The organism is Bacillus cereus group sp. MYBK101-2 (assembly GCF_051918845.1).
GTDB classification, from domain to species: Bacteria; Bacillota; Bacilli; order Bacillales; family Bacillaceae_G; genus Bacillus_A; species Bacillus_A paranthracis.
Genome location: NZ_JBQAIE010000006.1, coordinates 168519 through 187882, shown reverse-complemented (window position 1 = coordinate 187882; position 19364 = coordinate 168519). Strand labels below are relative to the sequence as shown.

The following is a 19364-nucleotide window of genomic DNA, read 5'->3' as shown; positions in this document are numbered from 1 at the left end:
ATTCTCCTAACATTATTTTATTTTTATAAATCAAAATAACAATCAGTGGAGTTTTGTTCATTCCCACTGATTACTAATCCGCAATAACCAGACTTTTGAGGGATACATTATTATTGCTGTTGTGCAGCTTGTTCTGCCTCATAAGCTTTCTTATCCCCCATTTTAAAGAACGGATAGTATAGTATAATTTGAGAGATAATAATTAAAACAGTCATGATGAATAGTAACCAACCACCAGAAATATAAGCCGCAAATGGCGCTGGTGTTACCCATGGTAATTCAATAAGTGGATTAAAGCTAGATAAGATCCCCGTGATTTTAAGGAATACGATACCAATTAACCCGCCGACTATTGAAGATGCTACTAATGGAATAAAGTAAATTGGATTCAGTACAAGCGGTAATCCAAATACAATCGGCTCATTAATATTAAAGATATTTGGGACAATACCGATTTTCCCAAGTGATTTATATTGCTCTGATTTCGCAAATAACAGGTTTATTGCTAAACCTAACGTATTTCCTGTTCCACCAATAACGACTGCAAAATGCATTAACGTAAATGCTAAATAAGGAATTTCTGAAAAAGGTGTTCCTGAAGCGAAAGCTGTAATTGCTGCTGTAAATAATGGAGCCGTCGCACTATACCATACATTTATAATTGGTGCTGGATGTAAACCGAAGAACCAACATATATTCATGAATGTAAAGATCGCAATTACTGACCATACAGACGATCCAATTACTTTTACAGGTAACGAGATTACTTGACTTACAAAGTTAAAAATATTTTCATAAGGAGTGTAGCCAAATATTACTCTAATAAAGAAGATGATCGTGAAAATGATAATAGAAATAAATACAGGGTTAATCGCATCAGCTACCATTGGTGGTACCGATTCTGGTAATTTCACTCCAATATTTTTTCTTTTTAATGCACAGTACAATTTACCGGTGAATACGCCGACAAACATGGCAACGAATATACCATCACTACCTAGGTATTGATTCAAAATAGCTGGAATTTGTTCTTCTCCAACCTTAATGGACATCGGCATTAAGCATAAGAAACTTCCTAATGCTATAACAGCAGCTGTCATTCCGTTCATGCCTTCTTCTTTCACGTAAGAATAAGCGATAATAACAACCATATATACTGCTAACAAGCTAAGCGTCGCACTAATCATGTCTTGCATATGCGTATATAAACCGATTTGAATTAAAAATTCTTTCCACCCTTTAAATGGTAGATTACCTAAAATAGCAAACAATGTAACACCGATCGTAACAGGAATTGTCATCATCATCCCTGATGTAATAGCATTCACTACTTTACTATTTCCGAGATAATTTGTTAGTGGTGTGATGATTCGTTCTAGTCCGTTTTTAGTCCCTTCTAACAAGTTCATAATTACCTCCAATATTTCTGACTTTTAATAGATTTACTTTTTTCCTTTTTCTACGTAGCTCATATCATTTACAGATTCAACTTTATATTTCCCATCTTTATATACAACTTTTGAAACACTTGCATTTCCTAATCCTTCTTCCACTTCATTTAAGGATTCAGGTGATATGGAATATAACAGGTCCATTAAAGATATACCATGTGATACGACAAGAACTTTACCACCGCCATCTTCTGCTACTTCTTCTGCAATTTGATTAACTTCTTTTTTCATTCTCTTTGTGACTGTTTCAGTATCTTCAGCCTGTTTACTTTGATCGATATTCGCTGCAGTTTTTTGCATCATATCAATATCAAAATTATCCATAAATTGTTCATAGGTCATATTATTTGCTTGTGCGAGTTTTTCTCGGAACGTATGATTTAACTCCCCTTCAAACTCACCGAAACACACTTCACGCAAATCTTTACTTTGTTTGACATTCCTATCTTTATTTCCACTTTGATCTAATACAATTTTCGCTGTTTCAACAGCACGTCCACTATCGCTACTATATGCTTTTTCAAACTTAACACCTTTCAAACCTTTTCCAAGGTACTCTGCCACTGCAACGCCATCCTTTGTAAGCGGTGCATCAGCCCAACCTTGTACTCTATCAGTCGTATTTAGCATGGTTTTTCCATGTCTTACTAAATAAAACTCAACCGGCTTTTCTTCTTTTTTCTCTTTCACTTTTTGGTCTTCATTTGCTGAACATCCAATTAATGAAGTTGTTAAAGAAGCTACTAAGCAAAACGATACCATTTTTTTATTCATCGTAGGATCTCCTTATGGGGCATTTCTTAAATGAATTATGTATCAAGTTTTTTGACTGATTGAACATCAAGTGCCACTTCAATCAGTCAAAATGTTGTTTGTCAGTCTCCTAAAATATCTTTTACTCGCTCCATTACTTTTTTCCCATCTAACATGCCGTAAGCCGCCATATCAATTACTTCAATATGCTTTTCTGGCAATTGGCTTTTCACCGTATTTAACGCATATCGAACTTGTGGTCCTAATAAGATTACATCAGCTGTCGGTCCAACATTTTTCGCTTCCGTTAATGCATAAGCATTAATTTCACAGTTATAACCCGCTGACTCTGCATATCCTCTCATTTTATTCATTAACATACTTGTAGACATACCTGCATTACATAAAAGTACGATGTTTCTCATAATAAAAACCTCCAATAATTGTTTTAAGCACTTTGCATATGTTTCATTTCTGCAAACGCTTTCTTTATAGGTTCAATATAAACTATGGTCTAAGACTAGGGTCAATAGCTTAATTTAATTAATTCATTCATTTATTTTGTTTCATAAAAAAATGCATGTAACTGTAGACTGTGTCTAACAATTACATGCATTCTTTCATTTCCTTCTCGACTTCACATTTACGAAATCACTTTATACCATTTAATTTCATAATAGGTATCATAATAATATAATGTTCAACTGTTTTGTCTTGACTCTTTGTTTCACAAACGTATCGACATAAAATATCTCCATTAAGTGAGTATCCCTGTTCCTGCATAATTTGGAATGCTTCATCTAATATTAACGATGATAACGGTTCGTTTACATCTTTTTCATATAAATAATGCAAGCACTCTCCCATTTCTATTTGAAAAACTGAATCATCGATTGGTAATTGGCACTCTTTCATCTTTAATTCAGATATTGCCATTACCCAATAACTGTTTTCTATATATTTCATTTTATATTCTTCAAGTGGAATACACAGCGCTGTGGAAACTGTTGGCAAATAATTTAACCATTGTTTTAATAGTGGATTTTCACATAATGCCCCTTCATTTAGGTGAACATGTTTGAGAAAATAATATGTCCCAGTTTGCTTTATTACCCATCGTTTATCTTCTTGTTTATATTCTTGTAATAAGTTTATAAATTCATTTATTTGTTTTGTTTCTATCTCTAACTGTTTTATCGCTTCATTCTTTTCAGCTATTTTATCATTACATTTTTTTATGATGTCATCGTATTCTAAACCGTTAAAGACAGATCCTATCTCTTTAACATGAAACCCCATTTGTCTAAAGCTTCTAATTGCTAAAAATACGCCGAAATCCTCATATGTATAAAATCTAAAACCGTTATCTTTGTCTTTTTGAGGTTTTAGAAACCCTTTCTTTTCATAAAAGCGTAAAGCATCTATTGAGACACCAAATTCCTTCCCTACTTCTCCTATTTTATATTTCTTCATGCATATCTCCTTCAAATGTATAATTCCTTTACATACTTATATAGTGTAACAATTTTTGAAAAACAATTATATAAAAATAAAAAGAGAATATCACTGAAGAGATAAAATTCTATTACCGTACAACTTCACCATGCATATCATAAAGCTTTAACGCCATCATTAAATTAAATCTCACTTCAGCATGATTTAAATCAACTGAAATGAGCGATTCTATTTTTTCAAGTCTGTATAAAAGCGAACTTCGATGAATAAAAAGTTCTTCTGCAGCACTTTTTACATTTCCATTGTTTTGTAAAAACACATGTAATGTTTGATATAAATCAATATTCTTCCCCTCTGAATATTCGATTAGCGGTCCAATTTGTTTTTTAATAAATAAGTCTACAGCTGTTGAATGATTTAAGTGATGCAATATGGCATATGACCCTAAATCTTCAAATCGTGCAAACCCTTGCTTGCGAAAGCGGTTATCTAAAACATTTAAAGTTTGTATAGCTTGCTGATAACTAATATAATAGTCTTCCAATTGTTTTGTAACACCGCCAATACCTAATAAAACATGACAACCTATAGGTGATGAGCTTATCCATTTTTCAATATTAAAAAACAACGATTCCCAAAATAGATGAGTGGCCTTTTTCTCATTTTCAATTGGGACAATTAATAGTTGTTCATCATTATGAGTTACTGCCAAAATGCCTGTCCCTAGTTCTGGAAGACGTGTCTTAATTAAGTCCCATACTAGTGACTTTTTCGCCTGTTGTTCGAGTAAGTTCCCTTTTTTTAATTCTTTTTCATCGAGGGATATTGATAATACAGCGATTCTATGTTTTTTGAAAAGATTCCATTGATACAAGTTAGCATATTGCAAAATGTTATCTCGGTCCTCAATTTTTTCAGTTAATAATTTACTAACAAAACTATCTTTCATCTGTTCTTTCGTATCAAGAACAAGCTTTTGTTTTATAAACTGGATGGAACAAATATTTCGTGCTAAATCAACCGTTAATTGATCAAATTCATCCATTCCCCCACTCGATCTTCGCACTGCTAAATATCCTAAAAAATTGCCGCCTCCATTTATAATCCAAAACGAAAAACAATAATTACTATTATCCGGATCATAAATATGGAAAGTATCAGTAATTCGCTGGTCTTTCCGCTCTTCTCTTGCCAAATCAGCTAAATGTTCTGCTAAACGACTATCCTTTTCATCATGAAACGCTATTGGTTGCATAAATCTATCAAAAATAAATACTGTATCTTGAAAAAGACTGCCAAGCATCGTTGTAATACCTTCAAAGTTATTATCTGCAACCGTTTCTTTTAATAAAGCTTGCTGATAATCTAATAGAAAATGAAGACGTTGCTTATGCTCTTTCTCACCATTATATAATCTTGCATTATCTAATATAGTAGCCAAGTGATTCGCAAGCATTTCAAGTGATTTTGCATCTGGCTTAGTAAATAAACTTCCGCATTTCTTCTCCACATGTAAAACACCAATCGGTTTCATATCAATAACAATTGGAACAGTAATTTGTGTACCACCAGTCGTTTCAAAAAACGGAAAGTGCTCTTTTAATTCATATTTATCCTCCACCATAATTTTGGTTGGTCTTTCCATATCTCCATACGATGGTGGTTGAAAAACAAAACAGTTTTCCGTTTCGTTATACAAGTAAACACAAGCAAAATTTGAATTTGTTTCCATTCCCGCTTTAGATGTTACTTCATACATATGATTTTCTAACGGCACATCTAGCGATAAATTTTTGCTAATCCATCCAAACCCTTCAATCTTTTTCAACTGTAATTCTTTTTGTCTTGCTACTGCTATTGCTACCGCTATATCTTTTCCGAACTCTTCAAATGAGATTTCCATATCTAAAAGCGGCACATGACTTAAATAGGCAACAATACAAAAACCAAAATGCTGGATATCATCTTTTAAGGGGACAGTAAACCAAGTCTCCACACCAGCCCTTGTCAATGTTTCTGCTAGAAGGCACACCTCTCGTAAATCTGCCGTTTGATCCGTTATACTTTGATACTGTAGCTTAGAAGAACATTCATCAGAATGAAGCGGAAACGCTGACGCTAACGAAGTTAAATTTCCACTCCATGCTTTTGGCAAAAACTGTCCTCCTTCATTAAAAATGACGGCCACGAAATCACAATGTAATTCTGAACAAAAGGAATGAGTTAAATACTGAAGCGCCTCTTCTTCCGTATCGATTTTAATAAGCTGACGTGATGTATTTCGCAAATGATATTCGATTCTTTTCATTAACCGCTCTCTCTTATTACTAGACATGTCCCATCCCCCATTTCATCTTTTCTATCTATTGTATAAGAAGGATCACATAAAACAAACTAAATATTTAAATTATTCAACAAGTACATAAAAATCCCGAAGAAATGTATCTACGGGATTGATTATTTACTATTTTGCTGTAGTTACGCTGTTATCTCCACTCGTAATCTCTTTTTTCTCTTTATAATACATTCCATGTTCCTCTTTCACAAATAACATTGCTATACCACCAATTACAGCAGCACTCGCAATTGCAGCAAAATTATATTGTGGTAAGAAATGCATAGAAAGTAGTACCCCTACAAATGTCGGAGCTACAACACCTCCAAGACGCCCAAAGGCCATTGTGCTTCCTACTGCTGTTGAGCGCATATTATTAGGATAATATTGAGAAACAAATGCATTGGACATATTTTGAAGTCCAACTGAAGAAGCACCGATTACTGAAATTAACAAAAATCCAACAAACATACTATTTGCAAATCCGATAAGTGATAACGCAATCGCTCCACAGAAAAACAATGGAACAAGTACCTTTTTAAATCCGATTTTATCTACTATCGGACCGAATATGAGTGTTCCAATAATAGCTCCAATTTGCATAACGGCTGTAAATGAAAGACTTGATTTAAGATCGTATCCTGATTGCATCATCAGACGTGGCAGCCATGTATTCATAGAGTAAATGAGTACGAAAGCACTAAAACATGAAATCCAAAACATAACAGTACTTACTGCACGCTTTTCTTCAAATAATTTAACAACAGGAGAACCCGCTTCTTTAGTCGGTGGTTTTATAAATTCTATTACCGCATCTTCACTTAATTTCGGATTTACTTTCGCTATTACTTTTTTAGCTTCTTCTATTTTCCCTCTAGCTATAAGAAAACCGACAGACTCAGGAATGCTTTTCATTAAAAACGGGATAAACAATAATGGAATTCCTGCTAACCAAAAAACAGGCTTCCATCCTGCTGTCATTAAAAGTGATCGACTTGTAAGAGCCGCTGCCATTGCCCCAACTGAATATCCGCAAAAAATAAAAGATACGATAGCAGTCCGAACTCGTTTCGGTGAAAATTCTGTTGCAATAGCAATTACATTCGGCATAACTCCGCCAAGCCCAACACCAGCGATAACACGGAAAATCGTAAACATGACAGGATCATTCGCAAAGCCAGATAGAAATGTAAATAGACTAAATAAGATTGTAGTTAATAGGATAATATTTTTACGACCTATTTTATCAGCTAATAAACCGAAGAAAATAGCACCAATTGCTGTTCCTATAACTGTATAACTACCAATTGCCCCTGCTGTAACATCCGATATCCCCCACTCTTTAATAAGCGATGGTACTGCTGCTCCATAAATAACAACATCATATCCATCAAATGCAATTACGATAAATAACCAAAATATTAACCAAATATGCATGGAATGAATACGACTCTCGTCTATTACATTCATTGGGTTAATCGATTTCATCTTAATAGCCTCCTTATATGGGTATTCTCCCTATCTTTTTCTTCAACATTAGTAAACGCTTCCAATTATCCCCTTTCTAAGTTTCTAAATATTTTTCTGAATTTTCCGTATTTAAATTGTAATAACTGCTATTAAAAATAGTTATCCGCTTTTTATAGGAAAAAGAAAAGTAATATTCCTACAAATAGCGGACTTTCCTTCATAGGAATTAAAATTCCCACTAGCGAACCTCTATAGTTGAAGTAGAGAAACAAATACAAATCATACAAAATTGGAGTTGATACATTGAAAAAGTTCATTTCTAGTTTCATTTGTCTCACTATGCTGTTTATGTTAGTAGGATTTGATGACCAAGCAAAGAAAGATGCCTCAAAACTAGCCGACACTATTTTTATTAACGGGAATGTCTATACAGTAGAACCACAACAACCTTGGGCAGAAGCGGTAGCCATTAAAAACGGAAAGATTGTGTATGTAGGTAATTCAAAAGGTGCGAAAAAATATAAAAATAAGAATACAAAAGTCATTGATTTAAAGGGAAAGATGTTACTTCCAGGATTTGTTGATAGCCATCTACACGCTTCCGAAACTGTAAATTCTCTTTACTCTGTTGACTTAATAAACGTGAGAACTGTTGATGAATACATTCAGGCAGTAGAAAAATATAGGGAAGAACATACCGATTTAAAGGTTATTCACGGAGCTGGTTGGAGCAATACACTATTCTCATCAACAGGCCCCACAAAAGAATTATTAGATGCTGTTGTAAAAGATATTCCCGTTGCTTTACTTTCAGAGGATTATCATTCCATTTGGGTAAATTCTAAAGCACTTGAAATAGCAGGCATTACAAAAGATACTCCCAATCCAAACAGCGGCGTAATTGAACGTAATGAAAACGGTGAACCGTCCGGTACACTTCGTGATACCGCTACAAATCTTGTATTAGACAAATTACCGAAGTATAATACGGAACAATTTAAAGAAGGCTTAAAAACATTTCAACAGCTAGCGGCGAGTAATGGATATACACAAGTAAATGATGTCATTGTCCCGCAGCAGGATACTGTCATTGAAGCACTAACCACACTTGAAAAAGAACAAGCATTATCTATTAGACATAACATTGCGTTAACGATACAACCAAATGAAGGTCTGGAGCGTATTCCCTATGTAAAAGAGCAACGTGCAAAATTACAAGGTCCACTTGTCAAAATGAATACGATCAAGTTATTTATGGATGGTGTTCTTGAAGGCGGAACTGCCTATTTACATGAGCCTTATAACAACAAGCCAGACTATTATGGCGTTCCAGTTTGGGAGAAAACAGCATTTAAACAAATGGTTCAAACATTAGACAAAGAGAAATTCCAAGTTCATATCCACTCTATCGGTGATGCTGCAACAACGGAAACGTTAAATACATTAGCGTTTGCTCAAGAACAAAATGGAAAACGAGATAGTCGCCATAAAATTACACATCTACAATTAGTAAAAGAAAATGATATAAATCGTTTTAAAGATTTAGGTGTCATCGGTGTTCCGCAGCCATCTTGGTTTCTTAAAGACGGTGAATACTTTTCACAAGCCGTTGATTTACTAGGAGAAGAGCGTGCAAATGAGCAATACCCTATGAAAAGTTTTATGAATAAAGGCGTTGTAATGGCTTCTTCTAGTGACTATCCGATTACACAAGGCCCATACTTCTCCCCGCTAGCCGGTATTCAAATGGGAGTGACTCGTACAAATTTACAAGATACAACTTCACAACACGTTTTGAATCCAAAAGAAAAAGTGAGCGTAGCAGAGATGATCAAGAGCTATACCATAAATGGAGCCTATGCAAATTTCTTAGAGAAAGAAACTGGTTCTATTAAAGTTGGCAAAAAAGCTGATCTCGTTGTATTAGATAAAAACTTATTTAAAATCCCAAAACATGATATTCATAAAACAAAAATCTTACTAACTTTATTAGAAGGGAAAGAAACATTTCGCCCTACAGATTTCCGTTAATTCCAACAAAAAAGAGGTGCAATATGCACCTCTTTTTCATGTATTTGAACAATAGTAATTCCACTAGACTCTAATGCTTCCCACTGTTTCTTCTAGCTTTTTCATTATATTTGCTATCGCTTCAATTGAATTTTTGGTTTCAAATTCTCCAATATTTACAGAATGGTTAGCGTTTTTGACAACTTCAATCTGTAAATTCGTTTTATGTAACCGCTCAATTTGATCTGCATTATATTGGTGATCTTTATCTCCAATTACTAATAGCCCTTCATGATGACTATGTAGGATCGAATCAAATATGGAATCAAACGTTAGTAAAGGTGTAAGTAGTATCACCTTTGACTGTGCAAATTCTTCTCTCTTCATTAAATCATTTGCAATCGGAATTGTTCCAAGTGATTTCCCTAAAAACATCGTATCATTATATTGCTTATCTTTTAATACTTCCTTCATTATAGGATGAATATCATCCATCATTACTTTCGTTATTTCTTCCATTGGTTTATTCATTACTTGGTCGTCATAAGAATAATGAATATGTACTACATCTATTTTATTTTCGAGCATTAACATCGTCGTATAATAAAGTAATGGTTTATCGTAATTGTATCCTGAGCCTGAGAACATAAAGCATACTGTATTAGAACCTTTTTCAATATGTGTATATGGAATTACTTTGCTGTCTATATGAATCTCTTTTTTTGTCCCCTTCACCGTTTTCCCCTCCGCATACATTTATTTTTGTAAAACGATATGTTCTGTGTGAACGAATACATCCTTTACTTTCTCTTTAATAAACGCTGGCTGTAAGTTATATGTATCTAACTCTTCTACCGGTACCCACTTAAAGAAATACGTTCTATCTTCTTCTTCCAAAATATATTCTTCTGCCCCATTTGCAGGTAATTGTTTCAGCTCTACTTCATAGTAAAAACTAATTTCATGAAACTTTCGTTCAGAAAGTGTAAAGAAATTTTCTACTGACCATATTAATCGCCTTATCTCAATAGGAACGGCTAACTCTTCCGCAAGTTCTCTTTTTAACGCTTCTTCACTATTTTCTAGCATTTTCACTCTTCCGCCTGGTACGTACCAAAAATCTTCACCGTCACCTTGCAGAATGAGTATTTTATTATCCTGTTTACAAATTGCTCCGACGCGATAATTAAAACATGTTTCCTCTACTTTAAATGTTAGATCCACACCGATTGCCTCCTATATTTTATTTAAAAATCGCTATAAAACTATTGTGTATGTGCTGCACAAATAAGATTACTAAATTTTTCTATTTCATTCAATAGATTTTGAACATTCTGGTAATTATACTTATCTTTTCATTACAGGTATATATACATATGTTACAATCACAATGCACAGTGGTTGGTTACTGTATTAAGGAAAAGAAACGTATGAAGCATGTATTAATGATCCAGAACGATTAATTTCTGTATTAGAAAATTTGAGTGAGGATGATGTTCCTGAAATCGAAGAACTCACGCTATATTTCGGACAAGAAGTATATAGAGAAGACTAGTGACGAAGAAGGATTAAAAAAGATGTTTCCTAAGTTATGGAAAATGTATTGGGAAGAACCGATAGAGTGTTAGATTAGTTAATTGCCAAAAACGCCTTGTTTCTTTCGTAACAAGGCGTTTTTCATGACACTATGTTTAAATAGTTATCTTCCCGCTTTCCCACCACTTCATAAACGTTTCTAACGAAGGAGCAACCCAAGTTCTACTATCATTCTCATGATTCCATACATATATATCATCCCTTTGAACGATTCCGTTCAAAATGGAATAACCAAACAAATCACCATTTCCGCCATCAGCAATAAATAATAAACAGTCAAAAGGCATATATAAGTCCTTGAAATCAACTATATTTCTCATATTCATATTTTCAGTTTTAATTTTGGAAGCAGACCATATAAAGTCCCCATACTCACCTTCTACACCGTTTGTTTCCTGTAATAATTGATATAAATCATTTGGAAACTCCACCTGCAAATTTTTTTGAACTTCAGTGAGTTCATCCTCTGTAGCTGGATTTTTGAAACTTAAGTTTGGTGAAATACTGCGAATGGTGTTTTTCCACATAGCTTTTCTCCTCCTTATGTGCAATCAAGTATATTCAAAAAGCTCATCTAAATTTATTGATACCACTTTTCTAACAACCTCTTCTCTCTTCCCCCTGAAATACCTGCTTTTAATTCCCATTCATCCGCACTCTTCATCCACTCATACACATCTGTAACTGTATGTTCTAACCTTCTAAAAGTAAGCCCTTCTTTCACAGCACTTTCAATATTAATAGAAAAACCACCTTTCCACGGCTTCGTCTCACCTTCTAATGAAAAAGTTTCAGGAAGCCATAAAGGCATCTCTGTCCAAGGCTGCACTTTATGTTCATTCATAAACGATTCCTCTACCCAAACGAATGCAGCATCACTATTTGTAACTTTTTTACACGTACTTAATAGCTCTTCCATTGTCAATTCATAGTTCGGACCTGTCACATTGTATATACCTGTTTTATTGTTTTCTGCCATATTTAATCCCCAGTTTGCGACGTCTTTTATATCAACTATCTGCACTGGACGTTCCTTTCTTCCTGGAACTAAAACTTCTCCTCCCTTTGCTACACGCCCAATCCAGTATGGAAGCCGATCTGTATAATCAAATATTCCTGAAAGAAGTCCTGCTCTTACGTGTAAAACACGCCCCGACCAATACTTCTCTGCTTCTTTTTCACACAATACTTTCAGCGCACCGTAATACTCATAAGGAGAAACTTCACCATCCTCCACAGCCTTTATTTGATCACCCGAAGGTTCGGGTTGTAATATATAATCTTCTTTTATGGCATGCGGAATCCAATCTTTATATACGGAAAGGCTTGAGATGAATATATAGTGTTCAATATTATCTTTCAGTACTTCTCCAACATTTCTAATTTGATGCGGAGAAAATCCACACGTATCTACGACAACGTCCCATTTTCGATTTTCTAAACTTGAAACATCATCATTTCTGTCACCGATTAACTGCTCTACTTCAGGAAAAATTTCTTTGTTTGTTCCGCGATTAAATAATGTAACTTCATGCCCTCTTTTTAATGCCTCTTCTACAAAAGCTCTTCCTAAAAATCGTGTACCACCTAGAATTAAAATCTTCATGGTTCTCCCCCATTCGTGATTAAAAATCCTTTCTTTTGTTAAACGATTTTTTGCTGCGGAAAGTTACGGGTGGAATGCAGATTTTCACTATAATTTTAGTTCTATAAAATAAAAAGAAACCATTTTGAAAAGTTAATCATCATGGTTTCTAAAATAATAAGTAATTATTACCGCTCATTCTTTACCTTTACACAATCTCCCCATCAACTAACTCAATAATTCTATTACACTTATTCGCTACTTCAATATCATGCGTTACAATAATAATCGTTCGTCCTTCTTCATTCAGTTGTAATAGTAGATCCATAATTTCTTCTCCTGTTTTTCTATCTAAATTCCCTGTCGGTTCATCAGCCAAAATTATTTCTGGTTCACCTACTAATGCTCTAGCAATTGCGACTCGCTGCTGTTGTCCACCAGATAGCTCGTCCGGAGTTTTATGCATATGTTCTTTTAAACCTACTTTTTCTAAATAGAACTTCGCCTTATTTTCTCTTTCCCGTTGCTTTAGCTTTCTATATGTGAGTGGTAGTGCTACATTATCTAGTACAGTATGTTCCTTTAACAATGCAAAATATTGAAATATAAATCCAATCATTTCATTTCTTGTTTTATGAACTTTATTTGCTCTAATTTCAGTTAATGTTTTTTCATTTAACGTATATTCACCCTCATTTGGCATATCAATTAACCCAATAACATTTAATAGCGTACTTTTCCCCGAGCCTGATCGACCCATTATCGCTATAATTTCGCCCTTATTTATCGTTAAATTTATACCGTTTAACGCGAACGTGTTATGGTTCTTGTTACTATACACCTTCTTAATGTCTTTCAATTCAATTAAACTCATTATTCCATCCCACCTATTAATGTTTTCGGTTCAAGCTTTCTAATAAATAAAAAGACAATTACATTCGAGACAACAATGATCAATAATAAGAATAGGAATACTAAAAACAATATAGGCATATCCAATTTAAAGTCTAATACCGTTGCTTCCTTTAAATCCTTCGACATTTGTAATAGAACCCCATACCTCCATGAAAAGTAAGCTATTGACATTCCTAAGCCAGTTATTGCTACAATAATGTTCTCTAAAACAATTTGAATAAACATACCAAATTTACTTTCGCCAAAAGCTATTTTTATACCAAATTCCCGCTTTCTCATCAAGATAGAAACAATGGTCGTTACTACAATTCCGACGATCGAGAATACAATGAATAAGATTCCTACTATAAGTTGAGGTATTTCCGAATAGCCGTTAAGAGTAACATCTTCATTTATTTCATCACCTAAACTTTTTAAATGAAACGTACCGCCGTTTCCTTTAAGTTGAATTGATTCTTCTAGTTTCTTTACATCTGCACCTTTTTGTAAATATAAAGCTGTACTTTGATGTAGTCTTAAAAACATTGCTTCATATTTTTGAAATCTATCAAATGACATAGGTAGTATCATTGCGTAATCCAACTTCAAATATGTGTTCGTCGTATTATTATTTACGATAAATTTATTTTCTGGCAAAAAGCCTGTAATTGTATATTGATTATTAATTGTATCCCCAACTTGAAAATATTTCTTAAAGTAAGAACCCATTAAAACTTTTGTTTTTTCTTCACTATTTTTTTGAAAGTCATCATGCGAGAAACCTTCTTCAGGTTTTAAAGGTAAACGTAACATTTTATAGTAGTTTTCATCTACAAAAATTGTTTTAATAGTAGGTCTTTCATCGTGAAACGTTTTATGTTTCAAATCAGTAATCATACTGTTTTGAAATGGTCTATTACTTGACTCTATTTCAATAATTCGCTCCTCGTATGTACCATACGAAATCACATCTTTATTTTGATGAATTGTATTATAAACCGCTTGAATTTCCTCTTTATTGAATTGATTGCTTTGTAATCTATCTGTCGTCATTTCAAAAGTAACTAAATATGTTTTATCCACATTTAATACCGAGCTGGATTTATCGTTTAGATGGTGTAAATTATAAAATACATTAATTGAACTTGTTAGAGTTGCTAATCCAAATGTAATTTGTATTAGAAGAAGTACGGAAAATAGAAATCTCTTTTTTAATGCTATGAACGCACTTTTTATTCTCATCATTTTTACTCCTTTAATGCTTTAGCAGGTTCACTTTTAAGCACATATACAAATGGTATGACAGAGAGGATGAAAGGTATAGTAAGTGAAAGAAATACACACATTACAATATGAGTAGACTGTAAACTCATACTATAACTTGTAAACTCTATAATATTTCCACTCAAAATGCTAAAAATCCATTGTATGCATATTGCACAGGCTGATGCAGTGATTGCACATAAAAATAATTGACTAAATATAAAAATAAAAAGATTTATATTACTTGCTCCCAAAGCTTTCCTCAACGACAAACTTTTTTTCTTCGTATAAATCCAATAATAACTTACTATTATACTGGTAATGAAAGCTATACATAAAAGCCTATATGGAAAACTGAGTAACTCTTCTACGGCTTCACTTGAGTTTTTTTCCTTTTCATAGTTCTCTTTTTCACTAATCACTTTGGCATTTATATCTTTATTGTTCTGTTTCATATGCTGTATGAAAGTTTCTATTTCCTTGATAGGGTTTTCATTAGAACGAACAATCATTTGGAATGTATTATCTTTTTGTATCATCTGTTTCACCTCATCTGGCATGTCATTTAGAGAGACGAAAATTTTAATATTATACTCATATCCAGTATTTTCTCCAGCTACGCCTTTAACTGTATATTCCTTATTAAATAATTTTATTGTTGCCATATCCTTATAAATTTTCTTCCCCACTATTACACTATTTTTTTCATCTTGTCCCATCTGAGAACCTTTTAGTAAAGGTGGAGACCAATTTTTATTAAGGAGACCATTCATTATTACGTGGCCGATATCCGGAATAGTAATACGAATATCATTTGTAATAACACTAGCGTTTTTAAAATCAGATTCTATTAACGTCTGAAATTGTTCGAAATCGATTTCCCCCATATTAGTAAGTTGAACTGAATAGTAATAATTAAAATAACCATTTTTACTATCATAAAATTTCTCATCATAATAATCTCGCGTCGACATTGCGATCAGGATTGGCCATATTGTCAATACAAATCCAATAAATAGCATAATGAATATTGTTTTGTTCACCACTATTTCTTTTAATACTAGATTCATATATCCTCCTTATTTAAAAAAACGTGAAAAAGGTATTTATCCTTTTTCACGGTTTTTGTTGATTTTTATTTAATTACCATTTCCTTAGAAGTGTACGCACTATCCCCTACCATTATCCATTCATGACCCGAATAACCTCTGGTCACCGGTCCTTTGGATGCAACGCTAACGTTTATACGATCTGAAGTTTTAGCATCATATAATGCTAACTCTTTAGAAGTCCCATCATCAAAGCTAGCTCTTACAGTCATCTTGTAAAAATGAGGTTCGTTCTTTTTCGCAATATAGGCAGTTGCCTTAGCTTTTGCTCCACTTCCTGTCCACGTTGCATTATTATCCCAACTAATCGAAGCAAATGAAACGGAAGAAACCATACCTAATAAAGAAGCAGTTAGTCCTGTAACAGCTAAAGTTTTTTGAAGTAAGCTTTTCATATATCCTTAATCTCCCTTTTTAAAATATTCACTTAAATATTTAAGTATTTTTAGGCCTTGTCCTCATTATACTTAAAAAAAAATAAACCTATACCGTTAAAACCTAATATTTACATTTTTTCACACAACTCTTACATTCCCCTGAACTTTTCGTCATAAAACAAAAAGATGGTATGAAACTCCAATTCACACCATCTTTTTACTAAAATTATTTATTTGACCGTATATAAGGAAGAATATATTTCACAATCAATTCCCATCTATCCCGTACATTCGGTATAATTTCAGACGCAATCACCACTACCAATTCCTTCTCTGGAATACAACAAATCATATTCCCACCATCACCCATTGCACAGTATGAAAAGATTCCATCTTCTTCTCGTAACCACCATAAGTAACCATATTGATTTTGGTTCATTTCTGTCGATTCTTTTATCCATGATTTTGATAGTATTTGTTTTCCATTATGATTACCTTCATTCAAATACAGCTGTCCAAACTTAACCATATCTTTAACTGTTAACGCTAGTCCCCAGCCGCCTGCCGAAATACCATTTGGATCATGAACCCATCCTTTTACATCTTTTCCGAATAAGTCATCAAATCCAAACGCTTTCATATTGTAGTTTGGAATTTCTCTCATGCCGAGTGGCTGAAATAGCTGTTCATTCGCAAATTCACGCGCACTTTTTCCTGTTACGCTTGTAATAATTGCTGATAATAAATGAGCTCCTGCAGATGAATATTTAAAAGCCCCAATTTCTCCGCCTTTTCCTATCCTATTTAACGTATACTGTATCCAATCTTGTTGCGTACATAGTTCTTCTAACTGTTCCTGCCAGTCTACGAAAGGATGTGGAGCTGTCATCGTTAGAAGATGGCTTACTGTTACTTCAGATGAATTAACGTTATATTCCGGGAAAAATTCTATTACTCTTTGATCAACGCTGTTTATATAGCCCTTATCTATACATATCCCAATTAGCGCAGAGATTATCGTTTTTGTGACTGACGCTATGTGAAATGCATCATCTGGACCGTGACCGTTATAATATTTTTCAAAAATAACATTACCTTTCTGCACTACTAACATACCATTCATATTTTCATATTCTTCTTTTATAATCTGATCTAACTTTTCAGCAGTTTTCATTATTCCTTCCCCTTTAACCTATAATTAAAAAGGTTCGATAGGTACATATATATCAACTATATGTTTATGTTCGGGATGCTGCTTCGAATCATTTCTATATACTTCAAAAGGATACGAGTCTCTCGGTTTATATCCGCTATTTGGCAGCCACTCACCATATATAAAGTCCCACGCTCCCTTATATTCATCTTGGAATATTTCAAAATGTCCTACTGCATACTTGCCTGAAGGTATTATCATTATTCCTATGTCGTTCGTTTCTATTACGGATTCATCTGGAATTGTTATACATAAACTTGTTCTTAAATGATAGTCCTCAGTAAATTCATGATGATCGTGGTAAATGGTTAATACTTTCGTATCCTCAAATACATGATAGTTTTGCTCAGATGCGTAATGAAATAGTTTCTCTATCATTTCTGGAAAAGCTATAGTTAACTCTTCGTATGTACCTGTATGTCTTATGTATGCGACGTTTATATTATCCGCTGTTACAATTTCAACATTACCTCGAACCTTCTTACATTCATTGTATTGAGTAATTCCCCTTACGTCTTTGCAATTCTTGCTATTATGGTTTCGATATTGAGACGGACTTACACCGTAATAACTTTTAAATGTCCGAGAGAAAACTGCTGAATCTGTGAAACCAAAATGGTAAGCGATATCAGTAATCGTCATATCCAATCGATATGTAAGAAGGTTTGTTGCCCTTTCTAACTTCAAGCGATTCACATACCGAGATAACGGCTCGTCTACTATTCCTTTAAAAATTCTATGAAAATGAAACTTTGAAAATCCTGCTACATTGGCTAGCTCTTCAATGGATAGTGAACTATCTATGTTGGATTCTATATAATCTTGAACTGTATGTATGCGTCTTACATACTCATTTCTACTTTGTTTATTCTCCATACTTGTTATCTCCTCACAACAAAAAGGCTAACTTTTCGCTAGCCTACTTTTACACCTGTTTCAAAAATAAAACTCTACTACCGCCGTTCCCATCATAATTTGTATGTACCGATACACCCTCTACCTCATCATCCCCAGCCTCAATTCGAAAACCGATTTCTTGATGAAACTGTATCGATTTTTTATTAACTGGTGACGTAATTGCTTTTACAACTTTACGATTATTTGCACGAGCGACATCAAAGAAATAAGAATACAATGTCGATGCGATTCCTCTTCTTCTATACTTCGGATTTACCCCGATAAAATGAACGTACGCTTCCTCTTTATGCGTTTGCGAAAAGAATCCGCATAAGAAACCTAACGTTTCGCCATCTTCTTCAATGATAAAACTCGTTTCTTGAAAGTGAACGAAAAACAATTTTGGCAACATGGTAGCCATGTCTCTCCCGCCCCACCAATCATTTAAAACAGAATGAATCTTTATATAATCTTCCCCTTGGATGTTTCTTACTCGCATATGTTTCTCCCTCTCACTCACTTCATTTTTTCATAAATTTTAATGACTGTTTCTACTAAAAGGATAAATACCCATATCCCGCAAAATACAAGAACTGACTGAAATATAGAACCTAACATCACAATACTTATTAAACCTACTTCCGATCCCGAAATAGAAATTTCATCAAACCTAAGATTATGTATAAATGGACCAGTTGAAAAAGCCATTAAAATAGATCCTATTAAATAAATCACACTTATTATTTTTAATATCTTTATAGAAAGATACGAAGTTTGTTCTTGCTCCACTTGTGATAATTCGATTTCTCCACTCGCAATTCCTTTTTGCAAACAGTCTTCACATAAAAATTCTTCCTTAATTTTTTTACCACCGTGCAATGTACCTGTTATTTCTTTACAGCGCGAACACTTTCGATTTATCATTTTGTTATCACTCCAATCTCGTAAGATTATAC

Annotated in this window: 19 protein-coding genes and 1 pseudogene; 2 read left to right on the top strand and 18 right to left on the bottom strand. The window is 33.7% G+C overall.

Annotated elements, in window-relative coordinates; all coding sequences use genetic code 11:
* Positions 1–110 precede the first annotated feature (110 nt).
* The 6 genes from ACTFSI_RS14740 to ACTFSI_RS14715 form a co-directional block, all read right to left on the bottom strand.
* The gene (locus tag ACTFSI_RS14740; RefSeq protein ID WP_044792936.1) at positions 111–1409 is read right to left on the bottom strand and encodes a PTS sugar transporter subunit IIC; all 1299 of its coding nucleotides are present in this window, start codon (positions 1407–1409) and stop codon (positions 111–113) included.
* Between the two features lie 33 nt (positions 1410–1442).
* Entirely contained in the window at positions 1443–2225 is a 783-nt protein-coding gene (locus ACTFSI_RS14735; protein ID WP_044792938.1) for a histidine phosphatase family protein, read from the bottom strand.
* A gap of 101 nt (positions 2226–2326) precedes the next feature.
* Positions 2327–2629 carry a PTS sugar transporter subunit IIB gene (locus tag ACTFSI_RS14730; protein WP_044792939.1) on the bottom strand — a complete coding sequence of 101 codons (303 nt, stop codon included), beginning with the start codon at positions 2627–2629 and terminating at the stop codon, positions 2327–2329.
* A gap of 226 nt (positions 2630–2855) precedes the next feature.
* Positions 2856–3677 carry a MerR family transcriptional regulator gene (locus ACTFSI_RS14725; protein ID WP_044792940.1) on the bottom strand — a complete coding sequence of 274 codons (822 nt, stop codon included), beginning with the start codon at positions 3675–3677 and terminating at the stop codon, positions 2856–2858.
* Positions 3678–3789: 112 nt separating this feature from the next.
* Positions 3790–5994 (bottom strand): helix-turn-helix domain-containing protein, encoded by a 2205-nt coding sequence (locus tag ACTFSI_RS14720; RefSeq protein WP_440045449.1) that lies wholly within the window; start codon positions 5992–5994, stop codon positions 3790–3792.
* Positions 5995–6123: 129 nt separating this feature from the next.
* Entirely contained in the window at positions 6124–7482 is a 1359-nt protein-coding gene (locus tag ACTFSI_RS14715) for an MFS transporter (RefSeq protein WP_440045448.1), read from the bottom strand.
* Positions 7483–7803: 321 nt separating this feature from the next.
* On the opposite strand from ACTFSI_RS14715, the gene ACTFSI_RS14710 reads away from it, so the two are divergent.
* Positions 7804–9495, top strand: a complete 1692-nt coding sequence (locus ACTFSI_RS14710) for an amidohydrolase (protein WP_440045456.1) — start codon at positions 7804–7806, stop codon at positions 9493–9495.
* A gap of 63 nt (positions 9496–9558) precedes the next feature.
* On the opposite strand, the gene ACTFSI_RS14705 is transcribed toward ACTFSI_RS14710, so the two are convergent.
* Both ACTFSI_RS14705 and ACTFSI_RS14700 read right to left on the bottom strand, forming a co-directional pair.
* Positions 9559–10230: an alpha/beta hydrolase gene (locus tag ACTFSI_RS14705; protein ID WP_440045447.1), complete on the bottom strand. Its 672-nt coding sequence runs from the start codon at positions 10228–10230 to the stop codon at positions 9559–9561.
* Entirely contained in the window at positions 10231–10698 is a 468-nt protein-coding gene (locus tag ACTFSI_RS14700; protein WP_044792947.1) for an NUDIX hydrolase, read from the bottom strand.
* 157 nt (positions 10699–10855) lie between these two features.
* On the opposite strand from ACTFSI_RS14700, the pseudogene ACTFSI_RS14695 reads away from it, so the two are divergent.
* Positions 10856–11102: pseudogene (locus ACTFSI_RS14695) on the top strand (DUF4240 domain-containing protein); the annotation flags it as partial.
* Between the two features lie 63 nt (positions 11103–11165).
* Here ACTFSI_RS14695 and ACTFSI_RS14690 read toward each other — a convergent pair.
* The 10 genes from ACTFSI_RS14690 to ACTFSI_RS14645 all read right to left on the bottom strand — a co-directional run bounded on the left by ACTFSI_RS14690 (position 11166) and on the right by ACTFSI_RS14645 (position 19332).
* Positions 11166–11597 (bottom strand): SMI1/KNR4 family protein, encoded by a 432-nt coding sequence (locus tag ACTFSI_RS14690; protein ID WP_044792948.1) that lies wholly within the window; start codon positions 11595–11597, stop codon positions 11166–11168.
* 53 nt (positions 11598–11650) lie between these two features.
* Positions 11651–12676, bottom strand: a complete 1026-nt coding sequence (locus tag ACTFSI_RS14685) for an SDR family oxidoreductase (protein WP_440045446.1) — start codon at positions 12674–12676, stop codon at positions 11651–11653.
* A gap of 187 nt (positions 12677–12863) precedes the next feature.
* Positions 12864–13529, bottom strand: coding sequence for an ABC transporter ATP-binding protein (locus ACTFSI_RS14680; protein ID WP_270363822.1), 666 nt, complete (start codon positions 13527–13529; stop codon positions 12864–12866).
* Positions 13529–14794, bottom strand: a complete 1266-nt coding sequence (locus tag ACTFSI_RS14675) for an ABC transporter permease (RefSeq protein WP_180358368.1) — start codon at positions 14792–14794, stop codon at positions 13529–13531. Before ACTFSI_RS14675 ends, ACTFSI_RS14680 begins: the two co-directional genes overlap by 1 nt.
* 2 nt (positions 14795–14796) lie before the next feature.
* Positions 14797–15882, bottom strand: coding sequence for an FtsX-like permease family protein (locus ACTFSI_RS14670; RefSeq protein WP_139895268.1), 1086 nt, complete (start codon positions 15880–15882; stop codon positions 14797–14799).
* 65 nt (positions 15883–15947) lie between these two features.
* Positions 15948–16316, bottom strand: a complete 369-nt coding sequence (locus tag ACTFSI_RS14665) for a hypothetical protein (protein ID WP_440045445.1) — start codon at positions 16314–16316, stop codon at positions 15948–15950.
* A 208-nt stretch (positions 16317–16524) separates the two neighbouring features.
* On the bottom strand, positions 16525–17472 hold the full coding sequence (locus ACTFSI_RS14660; RefSeq protein WP_139895267.1) for a serine hydrolase domain-containing protein: 948 nt from the start codon (positions 17470–17472) through the stop codon (positions 16525–16527).
* Between the two features lie 24 nt (positions 17473–17496).
* Positions 17497–18387: an AraC family transcriptional regulator gene (locus ACTFSI_RS14655; protein WP_277616855.1), complete on the bottom strand. Its 891-nt coding sequence runs from the start codon at positions 18385–18387 to the stop codon at positions 17497–17499.
* A 49-nt stretch (positions 18388–18436) separates the two neighbouring features.
* The gene (locus tag ACTFSI_RS14650) at positions 18437–18907 is read right to left on the bottom strand and encodes a GNAT family N-acetyltransferase (RefSeq protein ID WP_270363824.1); all 471 of its coding nucleotides are present in this window, start codon (positions 18905–18907) and stop codon (positions 18437–18439) included.
* 17 nt (positions 18908–18924) lie between these two features.
* Positions 18925–19332 (bottom strand): DUF3980 domain-containing protein, encoded by a 408-nt coding sequence (locus ACTFSI_RS14645; protein WP_048555117.1) that lies wholly within the window; start codon positions 19330–19332, stop codon positions 18925–18927.
* Between the last annotated feature and the right edge of the window lie 32 nt (positions 19333–19364).